Below are 25,716 nucleotides of genomic sequence, written 5' to 3' on the forward strand. Positions count from 1 at the left end.
CACAGCGTGTGCATGGTCCTGGACGGACGGCAGCGATCACCATCGGTCCAGGACCAAGTGCCGCCGTCACACCGGGGGATCCGCATGCCCAGCCGCCGCCGCTTCCTCACCGGGGCCGCCGCCGCGCCCGTCGCGCTCGCGGCGGTCGCCGGGTGCGAGGACGGGGACGCGGCCCAGCCGGCCGCCGGGCAGCCCCGGCCCACCGTCAAGCCCGCCGTGGCGGCACCGGCCGCGCAGCACCCGTCCGGCCGGCTCAACTTCGTCGTGATCCTCGCCGACGACCTCGGCTACGGCGAACTCGGGTCCTACGGCCAGCAGTTGATGCATACCCCGCGCCTGGACGCCCTCGCCGCCGAGGGCCTGCGCTTCACCCAGGCCTACGCGCCCGCCCCGGTGTGCGCGCCCTCGCGCTGCTCCATGCTCACCGGCCTGCACGGCGGACACGCGACCGTGCGCACCAACCCCTGGGGCCCCGGCGGCCAAGGCGCCCTCACCGACCGGGACTTCACGTTCGCGGAGGCGCTCCGGGCGCTCGGCTACCGCACCGGCCTGATCGGCAAGTGGGGCTTCGGCCCCAACACCCCGGGCATCACGCCGAGCCACCCCAACGCCCGTGGTTTCGAGGAGTTCTACGGCTACCTCACCCACCACCACGCCCACGACTACTTCCCCGAGTACCTGTGGCACAACGGGACCCGCGAGGAGATCCCCGCCAACAAGGGCGGCGCCCAGCAGGTCTACGCCCCCGACCTCATCTCCGAACGCGCCCTCGGCTTCCTGAACACGCACCGCGACGAGCCGTTCCTGCTCTGCCTCGCGCCGACCGTGCCGCACGCCCCCAGCAAGGACCCGCACGTCGGCGCGTACGCCGACCGCCCCTGGACCGGGCCCAACAAGCGGCACGCGGCGCAGGTCACCACCTTCGACACCCTGGTCGGCGACGTCACCGACAAGCTCACCGCGCTCGGTATCGCCGACAACACCGTCGTCCTGGTCACCAGTGACAACGGCCCGCACGAGGAGGCGGGCACCGACCCCGACCTCTTCGACGGCAACGGCCCGCTGCGCGGCTACAAGCGGAACCTGTACGAGGGCGGCATCCGCGTCCCGTTCATCGCCTGGTCCCCGCGGCACGTCAAGGCCGGCACCACCGACCGGCCCACCCCGCTCACCGACCTGCTGCCCACCCTCGCCGACCTCGCGGGCGCCCCCGCCCCGGCGGACGTCGACGGGCTCTCCATCGCCCCGCTGCTGCGCGGGTCCGCCGCTGCCGCCCGTCACGACAGCCTCTACTTCTACCGCAACCACGACGGCGTCACCGCCCGCCAGAACGCCGCCGACCGGGGCCGCGGCGACCGGCTCGCCGAGGCCCTGCGGCACGGCGACCTCAAGGCCGTCCGCTTCGCGCCCGGCCAGAACCGCCGGGTCCCGGACGACCAGTGGGACGTGGAGCTGTACGACCTCGCCCGGGACCCCGGCGAGGAGCACGACCTGGCCGCCGCCCGGCCGGCCCGGGCGGACGCGCTGGTCAAGCTGATGCACGCGTCGTGGGCGCCGGTGTACCCGCGCAAGCCGTACGGGGTGACCCTCGAAGTCGGCGGCGGGGCAACGGAGTTCACGGTCACCGCCACGCTGGCCAACGGATCGGCGCGCCCCTGGAACGCCGCCCGGCTGGCCCTCGACACCCCGAGCGGCTGGACCGTCCACGCCCGGGACGCGGCCACCGCGCCCCGCCTGGACCCCGGCGAACGCCTCACGGTCCACTGGCGCGTCAGCCGCCCCCAGGTCTCCACCGCCACGACGCTCACCTGCCGGGGCACGGCCCACCACGGGGACGACGAGGTGACCTACACGGCGACGGCGGCGGTCAGCTGACCAGGCCCGGCCGCTCGCCGCGCAGCCGTGCCGGCACCGCCCACCACTGGTCCGGGCGGTCCACGACCGGGGCGTCCGGGCCGGTGTCCAGGTAGCGGGCGAGGCGCAGCAGGTAGGCCGCGATACCGGCCGCCCCCTGCATCCACGACGTGCCCGGCGGCAGCAGCGGGGACTCGATGCGGTACTCCACGAACCGCCAGCGGGCGCCCGCCGCGTCCCGCACCGCCCGTTCCACGAGCGCGTCGCCCATCCGCACCGCACCACTGGCCAGCGTGTCCGCCCGCGGTGTCCCCGCGCAGTCCTGCGCCGCGTCGAGGAGGACGTCCCCGACGCCCGCCGTCCCGCAGCAGCGGCCGTCGTTGTCCCAGAACCCGGGGCGCAGCCGCGCCGGCAGCCCCGAGGTGAGGATCGAGGTCAGGCAGCGCTGCCGCAGCTCCCCGACGCCGTGCCCCGCCACCTCGGTGACGCCCGCGTGGGCGAGCGCCGTGAACAGGTGCGAGGTGCCCGCCGGGCCGTGGCACCAGGTGTACGTCACCGGCTCCACCTCCCGCCTCGACGGCGGGATCGTGTGCGGGACGACGAGACCGCCGTCGGCGAGGGAGCCCACGGAGAGCACATGGCGGGCCGCGTCCACGGCGGCCGCGACGAAGTCCTCGCGGTGCGCCGCCGCGCCCGCCACCGCCAGGGCGGCGCCCACCCCGGCGGCGCCGTGCGAGTAGTTCGGGGACCGCGACTCGGCGCCCGGCGAGATCCCCCAGTCCAGGCCCGCCGCCGTGCGGTCCGCCATCCGCAGCAGGGCCTCGCCGCCGGTCGTCGCGATCGGTTCCGCGTACTCGCCGCCCGCCCAGACGGCCGTCATGACCACGCCCGCGACCCCCATGATGATGTCGCTGAGGGGCGCGTCGGAATCCGGCACGAACGCGGTCGTGGTCCGCCAGCCGTCGGGGGTCGCGAGCTCGGCCAGCCGCCGCAGCACGACCGCCTCGCTGCCCGGCGCGAGGAGGCGCAGGGCCGTGGCGTGGCCCGCCAGACCGAGGTAGAGCGAGGGTTCGGTCACGAGGGGTGCCTGTGCCGACAGCCGACTCACGATCCCGTCCGCCAGGGCCTGTTCCGGCCCGCTCAGGGGCCGGTACCGGGCGATCTCCGCCAGCACCGGGGCCAGGCCCGCGATCCCCGCGTACAGGGAGTCCCGGTCCTCGTCGGGTGCGGGCTCCCCGGGATCGTCCTCCGGCACCGACTCCGGCAGCCACGGACCCTCGTCCTGCCGTACCTGCCCCAGCACCCACGCCCAGGCGGCCTCGCCCAGCTCCCGGTACACCTCGCTCGCCGTCACCCGGACACGCTACACGGACCGGCCCGTCGCCCGGTCCGGCTGCCAGCCCAGCGCCCGGGAGATCCCGCGGGCCGCCAGCCGCACCGCCGGGACCAGCACCGGCACCTGGGCGTCGGCCTCGGGCACCACCACCGAGACGGCCGCCACCACCTGTCCCGTCGCCCCGCGCACCGGAGCCGCCACCGACAGCGCGTCGTCGGTGACCTGACGGCTGCTCACCGCGGCACCGGTGCGCCGTACTTCGGCCAGCGAGCGGCGCAACCGGGCCGGATCGGTGACGGTGTACGGAGTGAAGGACGTCAACGGAGCCGCGCAGTAGTCCTGCTGGAAGCCGGGCGTCTCGTGCGCGAGCAGGGCGAGCCCCACCCCGGTCGCGTGCAGCGGCCAGCGGGCCCCCACCCGGATGTGCACGCCCACCGCCGACCGCCCCGACAGCCACTCGATGTAGACGACGTCCGACCCGTCCCGCACCGCCAGCTGCACGTTCTCGTGCGTCGCCTCGTACAGGTCCTCCAGGTAGGGCAGCGCGACCTGGCGCAGCGCGAGACCGCGCGGGGCCAGCGCGGCCAGCTCCCAGAGCCGCAGCCCCACGTGGTAGTAACCGTCCGCGTCCCGCTCCAGCGCGCCCCACGCGGTGAGCGCGCCGACCAGGCGGTGCGCGGTGGTGAGGGTGAGCCCGGCCCGGCGGCCGATGTCCGTCAGGCTCAGCGCCGGATGCCCGTGGTCGAAGGCGGCCAGGACCGCGAGCAGCCGGTCGGGCGCGGAACGGGCGGCGGTGGTCACGGCCGGTCGGCGACGCGCAGCAGCAGGGCGTGGAGCGCGGTCCGCTCGGCGGGGTCGAGCGGACCCAGCAGGTCGTTCGTCACGCGCTGGCCGGCCTCGTCGGTGTCCCGCAGGAACGCCCGGCCGGTCTCGGTGAGCACCACGATCCGGCTGCGGCGGTCGTCGGGGGAGGGGCGCCGCTCGGCGAAGCCGAGCTTCTCCAGGTCGTCGACCAGGCCGACGATCGCGCTCGGGTCGTAGCCGAGCCGGGCGCTCAGCTCCCGCTGGAGCGAGCCCTCCGAGCCAGCGAGGAAACGCAGCACCGCGTAGTGGCGCAGCCGCAGCCCCGACTCCTGCAGGAACGTGTTGAAGAGCTGCCCCGACCGCAGACCCAGCCGGTACAGCAGGTAGCCCGTGTCCGCGTGCAGCCCGCGCATCCACGGCTCGTCCGCGTCGATCGAGGTCGGGTTCTCGGTGTGCTGACGGGTGATGGCGGGCTCCCTGGTACGGGCCCCGGCGACGGGGCGGGCGGTCGGACAGATTCCAGCATGAGGCACCCGTAGGTCGGCAACAACTATTGACGACAACAATTATTGCTCTTAGCTTCGATCTCGAAAGCCGCAGGTGGCCCCCGGGGCCGCCGTCGTCGTCTGTGAAGGGACCGACCGTGCCCACCATCGATCTCACCGGCAAGGCCGCCGTCGTCACCGGCAGCGGCCGGGGCCTCGGCCTCGCCTATGCCCACGCCCTCGCCGCCCACGGCGCCTCGGTGGTCGTCAACGACGTGGACGAGACCGTCGCCGAGCAGGCCGTGAAGTCCATCGCCGAGGCCGGCGGCACCGCCGTCGCCGAGGTGGTCCCGGTCGGCACCGCCGAGGCCGCCGACCGGCTCGTGAACCGGGCGGTCCAGGAGTTCGGCCGCCTCGACGTCCTGGTCACCAACGCGGGCATCCTGCGCGACAAGGTGCTGTGGAAGATGACCGACGACGACTTCGACGCGGTCCTCACCACCCACCTCAAGGGCACCTTCACCTGCGCCCGCGCCGCCGCCGTCCGGATGCGCGAGCAGGGCGAGGGCGGCACCCTGATCCTGGTCGGCTCCCCGGCCGGGCAGCGCGGCAACTTCGGCCAGACCAACTACTCCGCCGCCAAGGCCGGCATCGCCGCCATGGCCCGCACCTGGTCGATGGAGCTGGGCCGGGCGGGCATCACCGTCAACGCGATCGTCCCGGTGGCCGCCACCGCGATGACCGAGACCATCCCCGCCTTCGCCCCGTACGTCGAGGCCATGCGGCACGGCGAGCCGCTCCCGGGCTTCCTGCGCAAGGGCGAGGGCTTCGGCACCCCCGAGGACTGCGCGGCCCTCGTCCCCTTCCTGGCCTCCGAGGCCGCCCGCTCGATCACCGGCCAGGCCATCGGCATCGGCGGCGACAAGGTGGCACTCTGGTCGCATCCGCAGGAGATCAGGGCGGCCTACGCCGACGGCGGCTGGACCCCGGAAACCCTGGCCGACGCCTTCCCCACCTCGGTCGGCGCGGAACTGCAGACGGTCGGCATCCCGGCGCCCGAGCTCCCGGAGGCGTGATGGACATCGAGGCCCTCACCGCGATCGACGTCCACACGCACGCCGAGGTCTCCTCCCAGGGCCACTCCTCCCTCGACGACGACCTGCACGACGCCTCCTCCGCCTACTTCAAGGTCGAGGGCAAGCGGAAGCCGACCATCGAGGAGACGGCCGCGTACTACCGCGAGCGGAACATGGCCGCCGTGATCTTCACGGTGGACGCCGAGTCCGCCACCGGCACCGCGCCGGTACCGAACGAGGAGGTCGCGGAGGCCGCCGCGGCCAACGCGGACGTGCTGATCCCGTTCGCCTCCGTCGACCCCTTCCGGGGGAAGGCGGGCATCCGGCAGGCCCGCCGCCTGGTCGAGGAGTACGGGGTGAAGGGCTTCAAGTTCCACCCCGGCATCCAGGGCTTCTTCCCGAACGACCGCGCGGTGGCGTACGGCCTTTACGAGGTGATCGAGGAGACCGGCACCATCGCCCTCTTCCACACCGGCCAGACCGGCATCGGCGCCGGCGTCCCGGGCGGCGGCGGGATCCGGCTGAAGTACAGCAACCCGCTGCACGTGGACGACGTGGCGGCCGACTTCCCGCACCTGAAGATCATCCTGGCGCACCCGTCCTTCCCCTGGCAGGACGAGGCGCTCGCCGTCGCCACCCACAAGCCGGGCGTGCACATCGACCTGTCCGGCTGGTCGCCGAAGTACTTCCCGCCGCAGCTGGTGCAGTACGCCAACACGCTGCTCAGGGACAAGGTGCTGTTCGGCTCCGACTTCCCCGTCCTCACCCCCGACCGGTGGCTCGCCGACTTCGCGAAGCTGCCGGTCAAGGACGAGGTCCGGCCGAAGATCCTCAAGGAGAACGCCGCCCGCCTGCTCGGGCTGACCACGTCGTAAGGGGCCGTAGATGCGCAACGAGGGACTGGGGTCGTGGCCCGCACGCCGGGCCCGCAAGACCCCGCACCGCACGGCGCTGGTGTTCGGCGGGCAGCCGACCGACTACCGCACACTGCACGCACGCACCACCCGCCTGGCCCGTGCCCTGCGCGCCCGGGGCATCCGCCGCGGCGACCGCATCGCCTACCTCGGCCCCAACCACCCCGCCTACCTGGAGACCCTGTTCGCGGCCGGCGTGCTCGGCGCGGTCTTCGTCCCCCTCAACACCCGCCTGGTCGGCCCGGAGATCGCCCACCAGCTCGGCGACTCCGGCGCCAAGGCCCTCCTCTACGGCCCCTCGCACGCCGGTCTCGTCGCGGGCCTGCCCGGCACCACCGACGTCCGTACGTACGTCGAAGTCGGCCCGGAGTACGAGGAACTGCTGGCAGCCGCCGCCGACGACCCGATCGACGAACCGGTCGCCCCCGACGACACCTGCATCATCATGTACACCTCGGGGACGACCGGCCGCCCCAAGGGCGCGATGCTCACGCACTCCAACCTGACCTGGAACGCGTTGAACGTCCTCGTCGACACCGACCTGATCGCCGACGAACGCGCCCTGGTCTCCGCCCCGTTGTTCCACACCGCGGGCCTCAACATGCTCACCCTCCCGGTCCTCCTGAAGGGCGGCACCTGCGTCCTGGTGGAGTCCTTCGACCCGGACGCCACCTTCGACCTGATCGAACAGCACCGGATCACCTTCATGTTCGGCGTCCCCACCATGTTCGACCAGGTGGCCCGCCACCCCCGCTGGCCGGACGCCGACCTCTCCTCGCTGCGCATCCTCACCTGCGGCGGCTCCCCGGTCCCGACCCCGCTCATCGCTCTCTACCAGCAACGGGGCCTGACCTTCCTGCAGGGCTACGGCATGACCGAGGCCGCACCCGGCGCCCTCTTCCTCGACGCCGAGCACGCGACCAGTAAGGCGGGCTCGGCCGGCGTACCGCACTTCTTCACCGACGTACGGGTGGTGCGGCCCGACCTGACCCCGGTCGACGTCGGCGAGCCCGGCGAGATCATGGTCCGCGGCCCCCATGTCATGCCCGGCTACTGGGGGTTGCCGGAGGAGACCGCCGCCTCCTTCGCGGACGGCTGGTTCCGCAGCGGGGACGCTGCCACGGTCGACGAGGACGGCTACGTCTTCGTCGTCGACCGCCTCAAGGACATGATCATCTCCGGGGGCGAGAACATCTACCCCGCCGAGATCGAGGACCTGCTCCTCGCCCACCCCGGCATCGCCGAGTGCGCGGTCATCGGCGTACCGGACGACAAGTGGGGCGAGGTGCCGCGCGCGGTGGTCGTGCCCCGCGAGGGCACCGCCCTCGACCCCGACGAGGTGCTCGCCTCGCTGGCCGGGCGGCTCGCCAAGTACAAGCTCCCCAAATCCGTGGTGCTCGCCGACGAACTCCCGCGCACCGCCTCCGGAAAGCTCCTCAAGGCCCGCGTGCGCAAGCGCTACGGCTCGACCGACTCCCAGCCAAGGAACGCCACATGACCGTCACCGTCAACGGCCTCGCCGAACTGAAGAAGCTCGCGGGCAGCGACCTGGGCAGCAGCGACTGGATCGAGGTCACCCAGGACCGTATCGACACCTTCGCCGACGCGACCGGCGACCACCAGTGGATCCACGTCGACCCGGAGCGGGCGGCCGCGGGCCCCTTCGGCGCCCCGATCGCCCACGGCTACCTCACCCTGTCGCTGTTCATCCCCCTGTTCACCGAGCTGCTGGACGTCCAGGGCGTCACCACGAAGGTCAACTACGGCCTGAACAAGGTGCGTTTCCCCGCGCCGGTGAAGGTGGGCGCGCGGATCCGGCTGGCCGCGAGGCTGGCGGAGGTCGAGGACGTGCCGGGCGGTGTGCAGATCGCCGTGGACGGGACGATCGAGATCGAGGGCGGGGCGAAGCCCGCCGCGGTGCTGCAGAGTCTGTCGCGCTTCTACGCGTAGGGCTGTGCCCCGCGCCCCGTAGGGGCGCGGGGCACAGCGCGACCAGCCCCCACCGGCCTGCAGCCGGACGGGGTGCTCAGCCCACCACGTCCACGAAGATCGGGTTCGAGTAGAACCACGTGTCCGCCCACGGGTCGCCGTTGCCCGGCTCGTGGGTGATCGGGCCGTGCGGGTCGACGGACGCGCCCAGGTAGCCCGTGCCGCCCCGCTTGCCGTCGCTGCCGCGCAGCCGGACGTAGAACGACTCGTCGCCCGCGGTGACCGGGAAGCGGAGCGTGTACGTGCCCTTGCGGCCGGAGACGTCCTTCGTCTGGACGACCTTGGTGTCGGGCGCCTGCCAGGTGTCGCGGTCGGCGACCGGGCCGCGCACCGCGCCCCGGATGACGTCGACGTGTGCCAACTGGGGCAGGATGCCGTGCGGGTTGACGCGGGACGCGGTCGTCACCGTGACGTTCAGGGTGATCCGCTCGCCCTTGCGTACGCGCAGCCGGCCGCCGAGGGTGACGCCCCGGCCGTGGTCGCAGTCCCGGGTCAGCCGGACGTCGAGGCCGTCGAGCAGGTGGCCGTGGTCCAGCCAGACCCGGCCCGCGCGCAGGCCCGCCATCACCGCGCGGTAGCCGTACCGGGTGACGCCGACGTGGGTCCGGCTGAACTCGCCGGGCCAGAAGTCGCTGCCGGGCTGCGTGGTGTCGGTGTTCACCGGGTCGGGCAGCTTGCCGGTGTTGTCGAAGTTCTGCCCCGCCGGCCAGTCGCCGTTCTTCCAGGTGTCGAAGACCGTGCGGTGGTTGTCGGAGTTGGTGGTGATCGTGAAGAGCCTGCCTTCCGACAGCATCGCGTCCCACAGGCCGCCGACCGTCGCCGTCGCCCAGTCGAAGCCGCCGTACGTCACGTACGCGCCCGCCGGGAAGCCCGCCCAGGACTGGGCCGACGGGCTGTTCTGGTACTCGCCGCGGATCGCGTTTGTGCCGCCCCAGCCCGGGATCGCGGCACCCTGGGCGCCGGGCGCGCCCTCCATGCCGATCATGATCTCGGCCGCCGCGTCCCGCCAGTTGCGCATCTCGTGCGGGGAGTCGATGCCGAGCCGCAGCGGGTGGTTGGCGAGGACCAGGACGTCGTCGACGTAGCCGGTGCGGCGCTGCTCGGCGAGCCACTGGATGGCCTTGACCGCATGGGCCTCGTTGCGGGCGGTGTCGGCCGCGCCCGCCGAGCCCTCGGTGTAGCCGAGGAGCTTGCCGTCGTAGGCCAGCTCGAACTGCGTGAGCAGGTCGGTCTCGTGCGGTCCCGGCGCGGCGAACACCGTGCAGTGCTCGGCGGCCGGGATGTACCACTCCAGGCCCTGGAAGATCAGCTGGCGCGGGTTCGCGGCACGGGCCTTGAGGATCTCCGCGTGCTCCAGCTTCGCGCCGTAGTAGGCGTGCCCGAAGTTGGAGTGCTCGTTGAACACCATCCAGTCCAGGCCGTACTTGGCGGCGGCCTGGGCCTGCTGGGAGAACGTGTACTTGGCGTCGTGGCTGTACACGGAGTGCACGTGGTGGTCGCCGACCAGGTAGGCGAGGCGCGGGTCCTCGCCGCCCAGGCCCCGGCCGGACGCGGCGACCGCGGGGGTCGCCGCCGAGCCGAGCGCGAACGCGGCGCCGAACAGGCCCGCGCGGCGCAGGAGTCCACGCCTCGACATGCCCTGGGGGTCGAGGTCGGCGGCGGAGACGGAGGGATCGGCCCAGGTGGGCAGCTGCTGCTCGGTCATGAAGATGATCCTCGTAACGGGGGTCAGTGGGTCATGAAGGAGGAGACGGGCAGGGCCCGGGAGACGATCCGGACGTCGCCGAGGCGGCCGTGCAGGATCTGGTCGATCTTGTCGGCGTACTCGTAGCCGCCGAGCAGCCAGGGCTTCCCGGACGAGGCGATGCCGACCGCGGCGGCGTGCGGGTTGCGGGCCACCGGGCAGCCCTGCACGTACATCGTGGTGTGCTTGCCGTCGTTGACGACGGCGACGTGCCACCAGATCTCCGGGTCGGTCTCGTCGCCCCAGTTGGTGGCCAGCTGCTGCTGGTTGAGCGGGTGCACGGCCCACTGCGGGCCCGGACCGTCGGAGAGGGAGAGCGTGGCGAGCGGCTCGTCCGGGTCGTCGGTGACCGTGCCCACCGAGCCGTTGCGGCCCGTGCGGCTCACCAGCCCGGACCAGGCGTTGTGCGAGGCGTCCCAGTCGGCCGGCAGCCGGTAGAACGCCTCGATGGTGTAACCGTCCTTGAACGCCTGCGAGTTGAGCGGGGCGCCGTCGACCGTCCGCAGGTAGGCGCCCTTCAGCGGCGACTTGTAACCGGTGAACTCCAGGCTGCCGTGGCCCGGCTGGTCCGGGTGGTGGTCCGCCGACCAGCCGAGGGTGCCGCCGCCCACCGAGACCACGGTGAGGTCGTTGCCGTTGCCGGACAGGTCGCGGACCGTGCCGGAGACCGCCGAGTCGAACCGCCAGTAGGCGGCGGTGCCCCGGACCAGCATCTGCGAAGCGGGCCGCGCCGGGCGGACCGGCGCCGGGTCGAAGCCCTCGAAGCGGTTCGCGAAGTCGATGTCGACGGAGAAGCGGTCCCCGTCGCCGCTCAGCTCCATCTCCTGCCGCTCCAGCTCGTTCAGGCCCTTCTTGGCCCGGCCGAGGATCCACGGCGAGACCGTCTCCACGTCGATGACGTTCCGGTCCAGGTCGAAGTGGTAGAGCCGGATCATCGCCGCGCCGCCGAAGTACCGGTTCTGGTAGTTCGTCAGGTGCAGGTGCACGTCGTTGCCGGCCGCGTTCTTGCGGGTCGCGCGGCGGGCCGGCCAGAAGTGGCCGTTCAGGGTGAGGAAGATCTGGTCGTGCTCGTTGATCAGCTGGTCCCACAGCTGCTGCCCGTACGACGACAACGTGTCGTCGTCCACGACCAGTTCGTGGGTGGTGAGGATGACCGGCGTCTTCGGGTGCGCGGCGATGACGTCCTTCGCCCAGGCGTACCCCTTGGCCGACAGCCGCCAGTCCAGCGCCAGCACGAGCCACTCGCGCCCGCCCGCCCGGAACAGGTGGTAGGTGTTGTAGCCGTCCGAGGAGGCCCCGCCGAAGGTCGGCCTGCCCTTGAAGCGCTGCGGCCCGAAGGTGTCCAGGTACGGCGTGGCACCGCGCTGGTCGTCCGTGGACGACCTGATGTCGTGGTTGCCGGCCAGCACGCTGTAGCCGACCCCGCGCCGGTCGAGGATCTCGAACGCCTTGCCGATCGCGGCGAACTCCTCCGTCGCCCCGTTCTGCGTGAGGTCGCCGAGGTGGGACAGGAAGACGATGTTGTCGTCGGACTCGCCGCCGTGCTCCAGCAGGTAGCGCAGCGACGCCTCGATGGGCGCCGGGTTGATGCTCGGCCCGTCGAAGAGGTACTGGGTGTCGGGCATCACCGCGAGGGTGAAGCGCCGGCTCTCCGGGTCGGGCCGCCGGCCGGAACCGGAGGAGGACGCCTCGGCGACGGTGGGCAGCGCGACCCCGGCGGTGGCGGCGGCGCCGAGGAGCGCGGTGGCTCTGAGGAAGTTGCGTCGGCCGGCTCCGGCCTGCGCGGCCTCGCCCTGGGTGTGGTCATGCGAAGTACACACGAGTGCTCCGTGAGTAAGCAGAAGTGACGGCGGAGGGCGTGGGGGGTCTCGGAGGACGGATCCGGAACGGCGGATCCCGGCGGACGGATCTACAGGACGCGCAGGGTCCAGCTCCAGCGGTGCAGGCCCGGTGCGACGAGGTAGGAGGGGAAGGTGTCGGGACCGCACGACGCCGTGCCGAGGCCCCGGTGCGCGGCGTCGATGTGGACCACGCAGCCGGCCCGCGCCACGAGTTCGTCGTGGTGCGTGACGGCGGTGAGGTCCTCGGCGCGGTAGCGGCTGACGGAGACCTGGCGGGGCCCGTCCAGCTCGACCGCGAGCCCGGTGGCGTCCGGCGCGGACAGCGTGAACCGCCGTACGCCGTGCCGGCCGCCGCTCTCCTGGGGCCGCAGGTAGGGCGTGAACAGCTGGTCCACGGGCAGCGAGTGGTGGCCGACCGGGGCTCCGGCGGCGCGGTCCGGGTACGACTCCCAGGGACCCTGACCGAACCACTCCAGCAGATCGAGCCCGGCCACCGTCTCGAAGACCGAGCCGACCCGGGCCACGTCGTCGAACTCCTCGGGGAGCTCGGCGGACTCGTCGACCCGGACACCGCCCTCGACCGGCGTGAACTCCTGCCGGTGCCGCACGACCCCGACGGTGCCGGCGTACTCCGCGAGCACGCTGACCCGGTCGCCGTCCCTGCGCACGGAGACCACCTTGCGCACCAGCCGGTCCAGGCCCCAGGCGCGCCAGCGCAGTGCCATCCCGCCCAGCTCGTCGTTGTCGGTGGGCGCCCGCCACAGCGACAGCGCCGGCGCGGCGGCCAGCAGCGGGTGCAGCAGCAGTCCCTCGCCGTCCACCTCGACGGGCGGGCCGGCCGGCACCGGCGGCCCGAGCGGGTCCGCCGCCCGGAGCCTGATCTGCGGCGCGCAGATCTCCGTACCGGCCGGCGCCCACGCCTGGTCCTCGGCGACCGTCACCCGCAGTGTCAGCCACGCCTCGCCGCCGTCCGCCGGCACCTCGAACGGCAGCGGTACGGCCGCCGTCTCGCCGGGGCACAGCTCGGGCAGCTCGGCCGGGCCGGTCAGGGTACGGCCGTCGGCCAGCGCCAGCTCCCAGGTGCCGGTCAGCCAGTCGAAGCCCCGGAAGTGCTGGTGGTTGGCGAGCACGATGCCCTCGTGCCGGAAGCACCGGATGCGGACCGGCGCCGCGATCTCCCGGTGCTCGTACATCGCGGGCTTGGGGGTGCGGTCGGGGAAGACGATGCCGTCCGCGACGAACGCCCCGTCGTGCAGGGCTTCGCCGAAGTCGCCGCCGTACGCCCAGCGGTGGCCGGGCGCGGCGACACCGTTGTCGTACAGTCCGGCGCCCGCGCGCCCGACCGGTCTTCCGTCGCTCACGCGTTGGAGAATTCCGTGGTCCCAGAACTCCCAGATGAACCCGCCCTGAAGCCCCGGAGTGGACTCGATGGCGGCCCAGTGGTCGGCAAGGGTGCCGTTGCTGTTGCCCATGGCGTGCGAGTACTCGCACTGGATCAGCGGTTTGGTCTGCTCCCCGGACAGGGCGTGCGCGACGCAGTCCTCCAGCGGTGCGTACATCGGGCAGGCGATGTCGGAGGCCACGTCCGGGTCGGCCCAGCCGCGCTTGGCCGCCCCCTCGTACTGGAGCGGGCGGGTCGGGTCGTGCCGCCGCAGCCAGCCCGCCGCCGCGTCGTGGTTCGCCCCGTAGTCGGACTCGTTGCCGAGCGACCAGATGATGACGCAGGGGTGGTTCTTGTCGCGCAGCACCATCCTCGACACCCGGTCCACGAAGGCGTTCAGGTAGCGCGGGTCGTCGGCGATCTCGTGGGCGTGGTCGTGGGACTCGATGTCCGCCTCGTCGACGACGTAGAAACCGAGTTCGTCGGCGAGGTCGTACAGGGCCGGGTCGTTCGGGTAGTGGGAGGTGCGGATCGCGTTGAACCCGAACCGCTTCAGCACCACCAGGTCGGCGCGCATGTCGTCGTACGACACCGTCCGCCCGGTGAGCGGGTGGAAGTCGTGCCGGTTGACGCCCCGGACGAACACCCGTTCGCCGTTGACGAGCAGGTCCCGGCCGACGATCTCGACGTCCCGGAAGCCGATGCGGTGGTACGACGTGTCGGCGACCGTGCCGTCGGCGTGGTGCAGCCGGACGGTCAGGCCGTACAGCTCGGGCTGCTCCGCGTTCCAGGTGCGCACGTCGGGCACGACGGCGTGGATGCGGGCCTCGCCGAGGAAGTCGGAGACCCGGTCGTCCTCGGTGTTGAGGCGGTCGAACTCGGCGTCCTGGGCGAGGGGTTCGCCGTCGAGGTCGCCGGTGACGTACCAGCCGGCGGGCAGCGCCCGGTCGCCCGCGGCGTTGCGCACCTGGCAGTCCACGCGCAGCTCGCCGTCCCGCCGCGCCCGCACGGTCACGTCCGCGAGCCGGAACGGGTCGGTCGCGTACAGCAGCACCGGGCGGGTGATCCCGCCGTGCCACCAGTGGTCCTGGTCCTCGACGTGGGTGGCATCCGACCACTTGACGACGGTGAGCCGCAGCACCGACCGCTCGCCGGGGCGGACGGCGTCGGTGAGGTCGAACTCGGCGGCCAGGTGCGAGTCCTTCGAGATGCCCACCGGCCGCCCGTCGACGTGCACGAGGAGCACGCTCTCGGCGGCGCCCACCTGGAGCACGATCCGCCGCCCGGCCCACGCGGCGGGGACGTCCAGCTCGCGCTCGTACACCCCGGTCGGGTTGGCGGCGGGGGAGTGCGGTGGGAACTCACGGAACGGCATGGTGACGTTCGTGTACTGCGGCAGGTCGTCGGTGTCCTGCACCGTCCAGGCGCCGGGGACGTGCGCCGTGGACCAGGAGCCGCCGACCGGCGCGTCCGGGGCTGGCAGCAACTGGAAGCGCCAGTCGCCGTCCAGGGGGAGTGCTCCGGAGCGCCGGTCGACGGCGTTCATGGGGAGCCGTCCCCAGGAGGTCACCTCGGGGGCCTCCCAGGGGCGGAGGGCGATCAGGGGATCGGCGGGCCGGGGCCCGGGGATCGACGGACCGTTCATCGGAGGATGGCTCACTTTTCTGGTGGCGTGGCTGACGTGGGTGACGTGGCGGGTCCGGGCAGGACGCGTCCCGCCCAGCCCCAGGCGGGGTCGACGGGGATGCCGAGGCGGTCCAGGACGGTGGGCGCGATGTCGACGAGGCGGGGTGCGTCGAGCAGGGTGCCGCCGGGCGCGCCGGGTTCGGCGAGGATCACGAAGACCTCCCGTTCGGCACGCGTGTCGCCGCCGTGACCGCCGCTGTCGAGGTGCCCGTGATCGGTGGTGACCAGGACGGTCCACCGCTCGCCGGAGCCGCGGGCGTCGACCGCCGCGAGCAGCCGTCCGAGGTGGGTGTCCTGGGCGAGCAGGGCGTCGTCGTAGGCGGCGGAGAGCGGGCCGGTGGCGTGGCCGGCCTCGTCGGTGGCGCCGAAGTACACGAACAGCAGGTCCGGGTCGTGCTCGGTGAGCCAGCGGACGGCGGTGCGGGCGACCAGGTCGTCCGCGGTCGCGTAGCCGTCGGTCTCGCCGTCGTGGTGCACCCGGCGGCCGATGGCGGGGCCGAGGGTGCCGCGGTGCACCAGCTCCGGCCAGGACACCGCGGCGGCGGTGCGCAGGCCGGGGCGGGCGGTGGCCGCGCGGCTGAGGAAGTCGGGGTGGCGGGTGTAGTCGGCGCCGGCGAAGTCGTTGCCGGTCACCCCGTGCCGGTCCGGCCACACCCCGGTCAGCACGCTCGACCAGCCGGGGCCGGAGTCGGTGTAGGCCATGCTGGTCGACGGCCCGTCCTCGGCCTGGCCGTCCGCCTCGCCGTAGGGCAGCAGGCTGGTGCCGTGGGCGCCCGCCGCCAGCAGGCCGTGCAGGACGGGGGCGCGGGCTCCGGGCCGGGTCAGCCGGTCGTGACGCAGTCCGTCCATGCCCACCACGAGCACCCTGCCGTCCCGGCCGCTGTCCCTCACCGGATCCCTCCCGTCCTCTGTCCCGCGCGGGTCAGGTGCCCTGGACCGCGCCCTCGGTGGCGCCCGCGATGAAGCCGCGGGCGAAGATGGCGAAGACCAGCACCAGCGGGAGCGACGCCATCAGCACCCCGGCCATGACCATGCTGTAGTCGGTGGTGTGGCCGACGTTGAGCTGGGCGAGCTCCACCTGGAGGGTCACGTGGTCGGGGTTGGTGAGCACGATGAGCGGCCAGACGTAGTCGTTCCAGGCACCGACGAAGGCGTAGATGGCGAGGAAGGACAGCGCGGGCCTGATCATCGGCAGCGCGATGTTCCAGTACTGGCGGAAGAACCCGGCGCCGTCGATGCGCGCGGCGTCGAGGAGCTCGTCGGGCACGCCGTTCTCGATGTACTGGCGCAGCCAGAAGATGCCGAAGGCGTTGGCCAGCGCGGGCGGGACCAGCGCCTTCAGCATGCCGACCCAGCCGATGTTCGACATGAGGATGAACTGCGGCAGGATCGCCAGCTGCAGCGGCAGCATCATGAACAGCAGCAGCGTGCCGAAGAGCACCTTGCGGCCCGGGAAGTCGAACTTGGCGAAGGTGAAGGCCGCCAGCGAGTCGATGAAGAGCACCAGGACGGTGGTGACGGTCGCGACGATGACCGTGTTGAGCATCGACCCGAAGAAGTCGATGGTGTTCAGCACGTGCCGGATGTTCTCCAGCAGGTGCGAGCCGAAGGTGAACTTCGGCGGGCTCTTGTAGATGTCCTGGGTGGTGTTGGTCGCCATCACGATCGTCCACAGGAACGGGAAGACCGAGAGCAGGACGGCCGCCATCAGGACGATGTGCGCGGTCAGGCCCCTGGGGCGGCGCAACCGCCGCGCGCGCGGGGCCGGCCGCGTCGGGTCGGCGGTCGTCGGGCCGGCTGTCGGGTCGGCTGTGGTCACGGCTTCCTCCCTCGTTGGGTGATGCGCCAGTTGACGGCGACGAGGACGATGATCAGCAGGAAGAAGGCCCACACGATGGCCGCGCCGTAGCCGTAGTCGTTGTTGAGGAAGGCCGACTGGTAGAAGTACAGGAGCGTGGTCAGACCGGCCTGTCCCGGGCCGCCGAGGTTCGCGTTGGCGGCGTTGCTGGCGAACAGGACCTGGGGCTCGCTGAAGCTCTGCAGGCCGTTGATCGTCGAGATGATGACGGTGAACAGGATGATCGGCCGCATGATCGGGACGGTGATCTGGAAGAAGGTGCGGACCGGGCCGGCGCCGTCCATCTTCGCCGCCTCGTAGATCGAGGTGGGGATCGCCTGGAGACCGGCCAGGTAGATGATCATGTTGTAGCCGGTCCACATCCAGGTCATCAGCAGCGAGATGACCACCTTGATCAGCCACGGGTTGCTCAGCCACGGCACCGGCGAGATGCCGACCGTGCCCAGGATCGCGTTGACCAGGCCGAAGTTGTTGCTGAACACCGCGCCGAAGAAGATCGCCACGGCGACGATCGAGGTGACGTTCGGTACGTAGAGGGCGATCCGGTAGAAGCCCTTGAAGCGGCGCACCGAGTGCAGGAGCGTCGCCAGCACCAGCGCGCCCAGCAGGGTGGGCACGGTGGACAGCACCCAGATCACCAGGGTGTTGCGGATCGACAGCCAGAAGACCGGGTCCGACCACAGGAACCTGAACTGCTGCAGGCCCACGAACTGCATGTCGCCGAGGCCGTCCCAGCGCTGGAAGGCCAGGTACAGCGAGTAGAAGACCGGGAAGAACGAGAACGCGGCGAAGATCAGGTAGAAGGGCGAGATCGCCAGGTACTGCCGCCAGTACGACAGCGGCCCGCGCCGCCTGGGCCGGACGGTGGTACCCGCGGGCGTGGCGCGCCGCGGGCGGAACCGGGCCGGGCCCGGCCCGCCGCGGTGCTCGGGCACCGCGGCGGGACCGGTGACCGGAGGTGACGTCACCTCAGTTCACCCCCTGGCGCCGGGCGATCTGCTTGGCCTGGCTGACCGCGTCGTTCCAGGCGTCGTCGGGCTTCTTGCCCTTGGCCTCGATGTTGGTCAGCTCCGTCAGGTACGGGGCCATGACGGCCGCGTCGGCTGGCGCCTCGTAGCTGTTCGGGACGGCCTTGGCGGCCGGGCCGAAGACCTCGATGACCTTCTGTCCGCCGAAGAAGGCGTCCGGGCCCGTCATGGCCGGCATGGCGTACGCGGCCGGCGCGGCCGGGAAGATGGCGGCGTCGGTGAAGCCGCGGGCGTCGTTGGCGGGGCTGAGGATCCAGCTGATGATCTTGAAGGCTTCCTCGGGGTTCCGGCACTGCTTGGGCAGCGCCAGGTAGGAGCCGCCCTGGTTGGACGGTCCGGCGGGGTTCGCGCACACGCGCCACTTGCCCTTGGTCTGCGGGGCGGCCTGCTCGATGTCCAGCGCGTGCCAGGCCGCGCCCAGCTCGGTGAGCAGGTTCTTGCCGATGGCGGCGTTCCAGCTGTTGTCGTTGATCTTGGCGTCGATGCCCAGCGTGTAGGGCCGGACCGCCGTGGTCCACGCGGCGCGGATGTGGTCCTGGTCGCCGATGAAGTGGTTGTTCTTGTCGATGAACCGCTGGGTGCCCTGGCCGACCACGACCGTGAAGACGGAGCTGATGTTGTTGACCAGGTAGCTGCCGGGGTTCTTCTTCTGCAGCTCGGTGCCGAGCGTGAAGTAGTCCTCCCAGGTCGTGACCAGGGCGGCGACCTTGTCCGGGTCGGTGGCCACGCCCGCCTTGGCGAACAGGTCCTCGCGGTAGAAGAGCGCGGTGGGGCCGATGTCGATCGGGAAGCCGATCTGCTTGCCGTCGGAGGTCTGGGCGAGCTTGGTCTTCCAGCCCAGGTACTGCGAGGAGATCTTCTTGAAGCCCAGGTCGTTCAGGTCGAGGAAGCGGGAGGCGTTGGGCAGGAAGGAGGCTATGTCCTCGCCCTTGATGCCGGTGATGTCGGGCACGGAGGAGCCGCCCGCGGCGAGGGTGGTGGTGAGCTTCTGCTTGAAGTCGCCGCCGATGGACGAGGCGGTCAGCTTGACCGTGCTGCTGAAGTGGGTCTTCGCCTCCGCGACCACCTTGTCGCTGAGCGCACCGCCCCAGTACCACAGGGTGAGGTTCTTGCCGTTCTTGGTACCGCCCGATCCGGAGCCGCCGCATGCGACGGTCAGGCCGGACGCGGCCGCGGTGAGGGCGGCGGCCTGGAGGAAGCCTCTACGTGAAAGGTCCACGGGTCACTCCTGTTGTTCCTGTTCGTGGTACTGAGGGGCGTTGGTGCTGTGGATCGTGGGGGCTGTGGGGCTGTGGGGCTGTCGGGCTGCGAGCGGGTGCGGATCGGTGGTGGTGCGGATCGGTGGTGCCGGGAGGGTGCGGGTCAGTGGTGTCGGGCGGGCGGGGTGACGGGGGCGTGGTGCACCGGGGGGCCCACGTCCGCCGGCAGGCGGTCGGCGAGGAAGCCGTAGGTCTTCTTCAGTCCGGGATCGGTCAGCGAGCGCCACCAGCGGTCGACGCCGTACCAGCCGGGCGCCGCGAGGGCGCCGCCGTGGTGCTGCACCGACAGCCCGGCCGCGAGGACCGCGAACCGCAGCCGCTCGGCCAGCGGCCAGCCGCCCAGGGAGGCGGTGACGAAGCTCGCCCCGAAGACGTCCCCGGCGCCCGTGGCGTCCAGGACGTCGACGTCGAGCGCGGGGACCTCGGCGTACTCGCCGGTGGTCTGGTCGACGGCGACCGCGCCGTCCCCGCCCCGGGTGACGACCGCCACCGGCACCAGCTCCGCGAGCGTGCCGAGGGCCGCGACCGCGCTGTCGGTGCGGGTGTAGGCCATCGCCTCGGTCTCGTTCGGGAGGAAGGCGTGGCACAGGGCCAGCTGGTCGAGGAGGTCGCGGGACCACTCCTGGGTGGGGTCCCAGCCGACGTCGGCGTAGACGTGGGTGCCGTTGGCGGCGGCCTTCGCGATCCACTCGCGCGGCTCGGCCTCGATGTGCACGAGCGCGGTGCGCGCCTCGGGCGGGTCGCCCATCAGCGCGTCCTGCGAGTACGGGGGTTCCTGGCCGTGGGTGACGAGGGCCCGGTCGTGGTCGGCGGCGAGCGAGACGGTGACGGGGGTGGGCCAGCCGTCCGCGGTGCGGGAGAGCGAGAGGTCGATGTCCTCCTGGTCGCAGAGGACGTCCCGGCAGTACTCGCCGTAGAAGTCGTCCCCGAAGACCGTGGCCAGCGAGGTGCGCAGGCCGAAGCGGGCCGTGGCCACCGCGAGGTTCGCGATGCCGCCGGGGCCGCAGCCCATGCCGGCCGTCCAGATCTCCTCGCCCGGCGTCGGCGGCTTGCCGAGCCCCGTGAGGACGAGGTCGTAGAAGAGCAGCCCGGTCAGCAGCACATCTGGCCTGTCGTCGTCCACGTGCGCAGCCTCTCGTCAAAACTCGTCATTTTCGATGACCTGAAAATTTTCGATGACCGGAATCGTGCGCTGATCCGGGAGATTGGTCAATACCCGAGCAGAACTGAGCATGGATTTGATTGAAGATGACGAGTAGTGTTCGCCGCGTGCTGGCAGAACGACGACACCAACTCATCCTGCGGGCCCTGCGCGCCGGTGGTCCCGCCTCTGTGACCGACCTCTCCGAGCAGCTGAGCGTGAGTCCGGCCACCATCCGGCGCGACCTGGTCAAGCTGGAGGAGGACGGGCTGCTCACACGTGTCCACGGCGGCGCCGTCGCCGACGAGGGCGACCAGCCCTTCGCCGAGGTCGCCGAGGTGCGGGTGGCCGAGAAGGACGCGATAGCCGCGTGCGCGGCGGCGCTGGTCAAGGACGGCCAGTCGGTGCTGCTCGACATCGGCACCACCGCCTTCCGGCTGGCCCGGCAGCTGCACGGCCGCCGCCTCACCGTGATCACCAGCAACCTGGTGGTCTACGAGGAGCTCGCCGACGACGAGGGCATCGAACTGGTGCTGCTCGGCGGCATGCTCCGGCGTGAGTACCGCTCGCTGGTCGGGTTCCTCACCGAGGACAACCTGCGCCAGCTGCACGCCGACTGGCTGTTCCTCGGCACCAGCGGGGTACGCCCCGGCGGGCAGGTGATGGACACGACGGTCGTGGAGGTGCCGGTCAAGCGCGCCATGATCGGGGCGAGCGACAAGGTCGTGCTGCTCGCCGATGCCGCCAAGTTCCCGGGCACGGGCATGGCGAAGGTCTGCGGTCCCGGGGACCTGGACATGGTGGTGACCAACGCGCCGGTGGACCCGGCGACCCGAGCCGCCCTGGAGGAGGCCGGTGTCGAGGTGGTCCTGGCAGGAAAGGCTCAAACGTGAAACTGACGATTCTGGGCGGCGGCGGGTTCCGCGTGCCGCTCGTGTACGGCGCACTGCTGACGGACCGGGCCGAGGGGCGGGTCACCGAGGTCGTGCTGCACGATCTCGACGCCGGCCGGCTGTCCGCGGTCGCCCGGGTCCTGGCCGAACAGGCGGCGGGCGTCCCGGACGCCCCCGCCGTGACCGCCACGACCGACCTGGACGAGGCCCTCACCGGCGCCGACTTCGTCTTCTCGGCGATCCGGGTCGGCGGCCTCGAAGGCAGGGCGAACGACGAACGGGTGGCCCTCGCCGAGGGCGTCCTCGGCCAGGAGACGGTCGGCGCGGGCGGCATCGCCTACGGCCTGCGGACCGTGCCCGTCGCCGTGGACATCGCCCGGCGGGTGGCCCGGCTCGCCCCCGACGCCTGGGTCATCAACTTCACCAACCCGGCCGGCCTGGTCACCGAGGCCATGTCCCGGCACCTCGGCGACCGCGTCATCGGCATCTGCGACTCCCCGGTGGGGCTCGGCCGCCGGATCGCCCGGGTGCTCGGCGGGAACCCGAAGGAAGCCTGGATCGACTACGTCGGCCTCAACCACCTCGGCTGGGTCCGCGGCCTGCACATCGAGGGCCGCGACGAGCTGCCGCGCCTGCTCGCCGACCCCGACCTGCTCGGCTCCTTCGAGGAGGGCAAGCTCTTCGGCGTCGACTGGCTCCAGTCCCTGGGCGCCATCCCGAACGAGTACCTGCACTACTACTACTTCAACCGCGAGGCCGTCCGCGCCTACCAGCAGGCCGAGAAGACCCGCGGCGCCTTCCTGCGCGACCAGCAGGCGCACTTCTACGAGGCGGTCGCCGAGCCGGGCGCGCGGGCCCTGGACGTCTGGGACCGCACCCGCGCCGAGCGCGAGGCCACCTACATGTCGGAGAACCGGGAGAGCGCGGGCGCCGGCGAACGCGACGCCGACGACCTGTCCGGCGGCTACGAGAAGGTCGCCCTCGCCCTGATGCGGGCCATCGCCCGCGACGAGCGCACCACCCTGATCCTCAACGTCCGCAACCGCTCGACCCTCTCGGTGCTCGACGGCGAGGCGGTCATCGAGGTGCCCTGCCTCGTCGACGCGAACGGCGCCCACCCGGTCGCCGTCGCCCCGCTGCCCGACCACGCCTCCGGCCTCGTCTGCGCGGTCAAGGCGGTCGAGCGCGAGGTGCTCGCCGCGGCCGAGTCCGGCTCCCGCACGACGGCCGTGAAGGCGTTCGCGCTGCACCCGCTGGTCGACTCGGTGAACGTCGCCCGACGGCTGGTGGAGGGGTACACCGGGGTCCACCCGGGCCTCGCGTATCTTAAGTGACCAGCCGCCCGGAAAGCGCTTTCCAAACCTCTTCTGGAGACTTCCCATGCACGACGAACGCCGCCGGATCGAGGAGCGCGTAGAGCGCCTCCACAACCAGCGCATCAAGCCCGCGGTCTACGCAGCCACCGTCCCCTTCGAGGTGTCCGCCTGGCAGGCCCCCGGCGAGCCGGTGCCCTTCGAGGAGGCCGCGGCCGCCGCCTACCAGCCGTTCGCGATGGACACCCCGTGGGGCCCGCCCTGGGGCACCACCTGGTTCCGGATGCACGGCAGGGTCCCCGAGGAGTTCGCGGGCCGCCGGGTCGAGGCCGTCATCGACCTCGGTTTCGTCGGCGACTGGCCCGGCAACCAGGCCGAGGCCCTGGTCCACCTCACCGACGGGACCCCGCTGAAGGCGGTCAACCCGCTCAACCAGTACGTGCGGATCGCGAACCCGGCGACCGGCGGCGAGGTGATCGACTACCTGGTCGAGGCCGCCTCCAACCCCGACATCCTCGCCAACGACTTCGCCGAGCCGACGTATCTGGGCGACGTCCTGACCGCTGGCGACAAGCCGCTCTACACCTTCAAGCGCGCCGACATCGCCGTCCTCGACGAGGACGTCTGGCACCTCGACCTGGACGTCCAGGTGCTGAAGGAGCTGATGCTGGAACTCGGCGAGCACGACCCGCGCCGCCACGAGATCGCGCACGCCCTCGACCACGCGATGGACCTGCTCGACCTGGACGACATCTCCGGCTCGGCCGCCGCCGTCCGCGAGGCCCTCAAGCCGGCCCTCTCCAAGCCCGCGCACGCCAGCGCCCACCGCATCTCCGGCGTCGGCCACGCCCACATCGACTCGGCCTGGCTCTGGCCGATCCGTGAGACCAAGCGCAAGACCTCCCGGACCTTCTCCAACGTGACATCGTTGGCGGACGAGTACGAGGAGTTCGTCTTCGCCTGCTCGCAGGCCCAGCAGTACGAGTGGGTGCGCGACAACTACCCGCAGGTCTGGGCCCGGATCCAGGAGTCGGTGAAGCGGGGCCAGTGGGCGCCGGTCGGCGGCATGTGGGTCGAGTCCGACGGCAACCTCCCCGGCGGCGAGGCGATCGCCCGCCAGCTGGTGCACGGCAAGCGGTTCTTCATCGAGCACTTCGGGATCGAGACCAAGGGCGTCTGGCTGCCCGACTCCTTCGGCTACAACGCGGCCTACCCGCAGCTCGCCAAGCTGGCCGGCAACGAGTGGTTCCTCACCCAGAAGATCTCCTGGAACCAGACCAACACCTTCCCCCACCACACCTTCTGGTGGGAGGGCATCGACGGCACCCGCATCTTCACGCACTTCCCGCCGGTCGACACCTACAACGCCCGCTTCAGCGGCGAGGAGATGTCCCGCGCGGTCCGCCAGTACGCCGAGAAGGGCGCCGCCACCCGCTCGCTGGCCCCCTTCGGCTGGGGCGACGGCGGTGGCGGCCCCACCCGCGAGATCATGGAGCGGGCCCGCCGCCTGAAGGACCTGGAGGGCTCCGCGAAGGTCGAGGTCGAGCACCCGGACGCCTTCTTCGCCAAGGCCCGCGCCGAGTACGAGGACGCCCCGGTCTGGGTCGGCGAGCTCTACCTGGAGCTGCACCGCGCCACCTACACCTCGCAGGCCCGCACCAAGCAGGGCAACCGGCGCAGCGAGCACAAGCTCCGCGAGGCCGAGCTGTGGGCCACGACGGCCGCGCTGCACGCGCCCGGCTACGCCTACCCGCACGAGAAGCTCGACCGGCTCTGGAAGACGGTCCTGCTCCACCAGTTCCACGACATCCTGCCCGGCTCCTCGATCGCCTGGGTGCACCGCGAGGCCGAGGCCGAGTACGCCCGCGTCGCCGAAGAGCTGGAGGCGCTGACCGCCGAGGCGGTCACCGCGCTGGGCGGCGGCACCGCCCGCGTCTTCAACACCAGCCCCTACGACCGCGCCGAGGTCGTCCGGGACGCCGCGGGCACCCCGGTCTACGTCGAGGTCCCCGCGAGCGGCAGCGCGCCCCTGACGGCCGCCGCCGAGGCCCCGCAGCCGGTGACGGTCGAGGGCCGGGTCATCGACAACGGACTCGTCCGGGTGGAGATCGCCGAGGACGGCACCCTGTCGTCCGTGTACGACCACCGGGCACACCGCGAGGTCCTGGCCGGCCAGGGCAACCTGCTCCGCCTGCACACCGACCTCCCCAACTACTGGGACGCCTGGGACGTCGACAAGCACTACAAGAACCGCTACACGGACCTGCTGGACCCCTCGGAGATCACGGCCGTCGACACGGACCCGCTGCTCGGCTCGATCCGGATCACGCGCCCGTTCGGCAACGGCTCGACGATCACCCAGACGGTCACCGTCCGGGCCGGCAGCCCCCGGATCGACTTCGAGACGGACATCGACTGGCACGAGGCCGAGAAGTTCCTCAAGGCCGGCTTCCCGGTGGACATCCGCGCCGCGCACTCCTCCGCGGAGATCCAGTTCGGCCACGTCCAGCGGCCCACGCACACCAACACCAGCTGGGAGGCGGCTCGCTTCGAGGTCTCAGGCCACCGCTGGGTGCACGTCGCGGAGCCCGGCTACGGCGTCGCCGTCGTCAACGACTCGACGTACGGCCACGACGTCTCCCGCACGGTCCGCGAGGACGGCGGTACGACCACCACGGTCCGCCTCTCCCTGGTGCGCGCCCCGCGCGTCCCGGACCCGGGCGCCGACCAGGGCCGCCACCGCATCACCTACTCGCTGCTGCCCGGCGCGAGCATCGAGGACGCGGTCGCGGCGGGCTACGCCCTCAACCTCCCGCTCCGGGTGGCCGACGCGGCGGGCGAGCCGCGGCCGGTCGTCTCGGTGGACGGGGCAGGCGTGACCGTCGAGGCGGTCAAGCTCGCCGACGACGCCTCCGGCGATGTCGTGGTCCGCCTCTACGAGTCCCGCGGCGGCCGCGCCGAGGGCGTCCTGCGCACCGGCTTCCCGCTGGCCGGCGCCCAGGTGACCGACCTCCTGGAGCGCCCCCTGGAGGACGCCGCCACCGACGGCGACAGCGTCCCCGTCACGCTGCGCCCCTTCCAGATCCTCACCCTCCGCCTGCGCAGGAGCTGACC

Annotated in this window: 19 protein-coding genes; 8 read left to right on the forward strand and 11 right to left on the reverse strand. The window is 72.1% G+C overall.

Annotated elements, in window-relative coordinates; genetic code table 11:
• Window positions 1-84 precede the first annotated feature (84 nt).
• Window positions 85-1,875: a sulfatase-like hydrolase/transferase gene (locus ACFZB3_RS03850; RefSeq protein WP_391369108.1), complete on the forward strand. Its 1,791-nt coding sequence runs from the start codon at window positions 85-87 to the stop codon at window positions 1,873-1,875.
• Here the strand turns inward: ACFZB3_RS03850 and ACFZB3_RS03855 are convergent.
• From ACFZB3_RS03855 to ACFZB3_RS03865, 3 genes are read right to left on the reverse strand one after another with little or no spacing between them, the layout of a single operon-like run.
• Complete coding sequence (locus ACFZB3_RS03855) at window positions 1,868-3,208, reverse strand: lanthionine synthetase LanC family protein (RefSeq protein WP_391369111.1); 1,341 nt, start codon at window positions 3,206-3,208, stop codon at window positions 1,868-1,870. The two genes, ACFZB3_RS03850 and ACFZB3_RS03855, sit on opposite strands and share 8 nt — an antisense overlap.
• Before the next feature lie 9 nt (window positions 3,209-3,217).
• Entirely contained in the window at window positions 3,218-3,991 is a 774-nt protein-coding gene (locus ACFZB3_RS03860) for an IclR family transcriptional regulator C-terminal domain-containing protein (RefSeq protein WP_391369113.1), read from the reverse strand.
• Entirely contained in the window at window positions 3,988-4,407 is a 420-nt protein-coding gene (locus tag ACFZB3_RS03865; RefSeq protein ID WP_391369752.1) for a MarR family transcriptional regulator, read from the reverse strand. Before ACFZB3_RS03865 ends, ACFZB3_RS03860 begins: the two co-directional genes overlap by 4 nt.
• A gap of 230 nt (window positions 4,408-4,637) precedes the next feature.
• Between ACFZB3_RS03865 and ACFZB3_RS03870 the strand changes: the two genes are divergently transcribed.
• Genes ACFZB3_RS03870 through ACFZB3_RS03885 form a run of 4 tightly spaced genes read left to right on the forward strand, consistent with a single transcriptional unit; the run spans window position 4,638 to window position 8,419 of the window.
• Window positions 4,638-5,555 (forward strand): SDR family oxidoreductase, encoded by a 918-nt coding sequence (locus ACFZB3_RS03870; protein WP_391369116.1) that lies wholly within the window; start codon window positions 4,638-4,640, stop codon window positions 5,553-5,555.
• Window positions 5,555-6,430, forward strand: a complete 876-nt coding sequence (locus ACFZB3_RS03875; protein WP_391369118.1) for an amidohydrolase family protein — start codon at window positions 5,555-5,557, stop codon at window positions 6,428-6,430. Before ACFZB3_RS03870 ends, ACFZB3_RS03875 begins: the two co-directional genes overlap by 1 nt.
• A 10-nt stretch (window positions 6,431-6,440) precedes the next feature.
• Window positions 6,441-7,967: a long-chain-fatty-acid--CoA ligase gene (locus tag ACFZB3_RS03880; protein ID WP_391369121.1), complete on the forward strand. Its 1,527-nt coding sequence runs from the start codon at window positions 6,441-6,443 to the stop codon at window positions 7,965-7,967.
• A complete protein-coding gene (locus tag ACFZB3_RS03885) occupies window positions 7,964-8,419 on the forward strand; it encodes a MaoC/PaaZ C-terminal domain-containing protein (protein WP_391369123.1) in 456 nt (151 codons plus the stop codon). Before ACFZB3_RS03880 ends, ACFZB3_RS03885 begins: the two co-directional genes overlap by 4 nt.
• A gap of 76 nt (window positions 8,420-8,495) precedes the next feature.
• On the opposite strand, the gene ACFZB3_RS03890 is transcribed toward ACFZB3_RS03885, so the two are convergent.
• The 8 genes from ACFZB3_RS03890 to ACFZB3_RS03925 form a co-directional block, all read right to left on the reverse strand.
• On the reverse strand, window positions 8,496-10,163 hold the full coding sequence (locus tag ACFZB3_RS03890) for a PHP domain-containing protein (RefSeq protein ID WP_391369126.1): 1,668 nt from the start codon (window positions 10,161-10,163) through the stop codon (window positions 8,496-8,498).
• A 23-nt stretch (window positions 10,164-10,186) separates the two neighbouring features.
• Window positions 10,187-12,022 (reverse strand): LamG-like jellyroll fold domain-containing protein, encoded by a 1,836-nt coding sequence (locus tag ACFZB3_RS03895; protein ID WP_391369129.1) that lies wholly within the window; start codon window positions 12,020-12,022, stop codon window positions 10,187-10,189.
• 89 nt (window positions 12,023-12,111) lie between these two features.
• On the reverse strand, window positions 12,112-15,069 hold the full coding sequence (locus tag ACFZB3_RS03900) for a glycoside hydrolase family 2 TIM barrel-domain containing protein (protein WP_391369132.1): 2,958 nt from the start codon (window positions 15,067-15,069) through the stop codon (window positions 12,112-12,114).
• An 11-nt stretch (window positions 15,070-15,080) separates the two neighbouring features.
• The gene (locus ACFZB3_RS03905; protein ID WP_391369135.1) at window positions 15,081-16,001 is read right to left on the reverse strand and encodes an alkaline phosphatase family protein; all 921 of its coding nucleotides are present in this window, start codon (window positions 15,999-16,001) and stop codon (window positions 15,081-15,083) included.
• 31 nt (window positions 16,002-16,032) lie between these two features.
• Complete coding sequence (locus tag ACFZB3_RS03910; RefSeq protein ID WP_391369755.1) at window positions 16,033-16,818, reverse strand: ABC transporter permease subunit; 786 nt, start codon at window positions 16,816-16,818, stop codon at window positions 16,033-16,035.
• Between the two features lie 107 nt (window positions 16,819-16,925).
• Window positions 16,926-17,903 carry an ABC transporter permease subunit gene (locus tag ACFZB3_RS03915; protein WP_391369758.1) on the reverse strand — a complete coding sequence of 326 codons (978 nt, stop codon included), beginning with the start codon at window positions 17,901-17,903 and terminating at the stop codon, window positions 16,926-16,928.
• 34 nt (window positions 17,904-17,937) lie between these two features.
• Window positions 17,938-19,215, reverse strand: a complete 1,278-nt coding sequence (locus tag ACFZB3_RS03920) for an extracellular solute-binding protein (RefSeq protein ID WP_391369138.1) — start codon at window positions 19,213-19,215, stop codon at window positions 17,938-17,940.
• A 143-nt stretch (window positions 19,216-19,358) separates the two neighbouring features.
• A complete protein-coding gene (locus tag ACFZB3_RS03925; RefSeq protein WP_391369141.1) occupies window positions 19,359-20,378 on the reverse strand; it encodes a PfkB family carbohydrate kinase in 1,020 nt (339 codons plus the stop codon).
• Between the two features lie 146 nt (window positions 20,379-20,524).
• On the opposite strand from ACFZB3_RS03925, the gene ACFZB3_RS03930 reads away from it, so the two are divergent.
• Genes ACFZB3_RS03930 through ACFZB3_RS03940 form a run of 3 tightly spaced genes read left to right on the forward strand, consistent with a single transcriptional unit; the run spans window position 20,525 to window position 25,714 of the window.
• Complete coding sequence (locus tag ACFZB3_RS03930) at window positions 20,525-21,289, forward strand: DeoR family transcriptional regulator (protein WP_391369143.1); 765 nt, start codon at window positions 20,525-20,527, stop codon at window positions 21,287-21,289.
• Complete coding sequence (locus tag ACFZB3_RS03935) at window positions 21,286-22,623, forward strand: 6-phospho-beta-glucosidase (RefSeq protein ID WP_391369146.1); 1,338 nt, start codon at window positions 21,286-21,288, stop codon at window positions 22,621-22,623. The genes ACFZB3_RS03930 and ACFZB3_RS03935 overlap by 4 nt, the downstream gene beginning before the upstream one ends.
• Before the next feature lie 46 nt (window positions 22,624-22,669).
• On the forward strand, window positions 22,670-25,714 hold the full coding sequence (locus tag ACFZB3_RS03940) for a glycoside hydrolase family 38 C-terminal domain-containing protein (protein WP_391369149.1): 3,045 nt from the start codon (window positions 22,670-22,672) through the stop codon (window positions 25,712-25,714).
• Window positions 25,715-25,716 lie beyond the last annotated feature (2 nt).

Source organism: Streptomyces sp. NPDC008092, assembly GCF_042957285.1.
Lineage (GTDB): Bacteria > Actinomycetota > Actinomycetes > Streptomycetales > Streptomycetaceae > Streptomyces.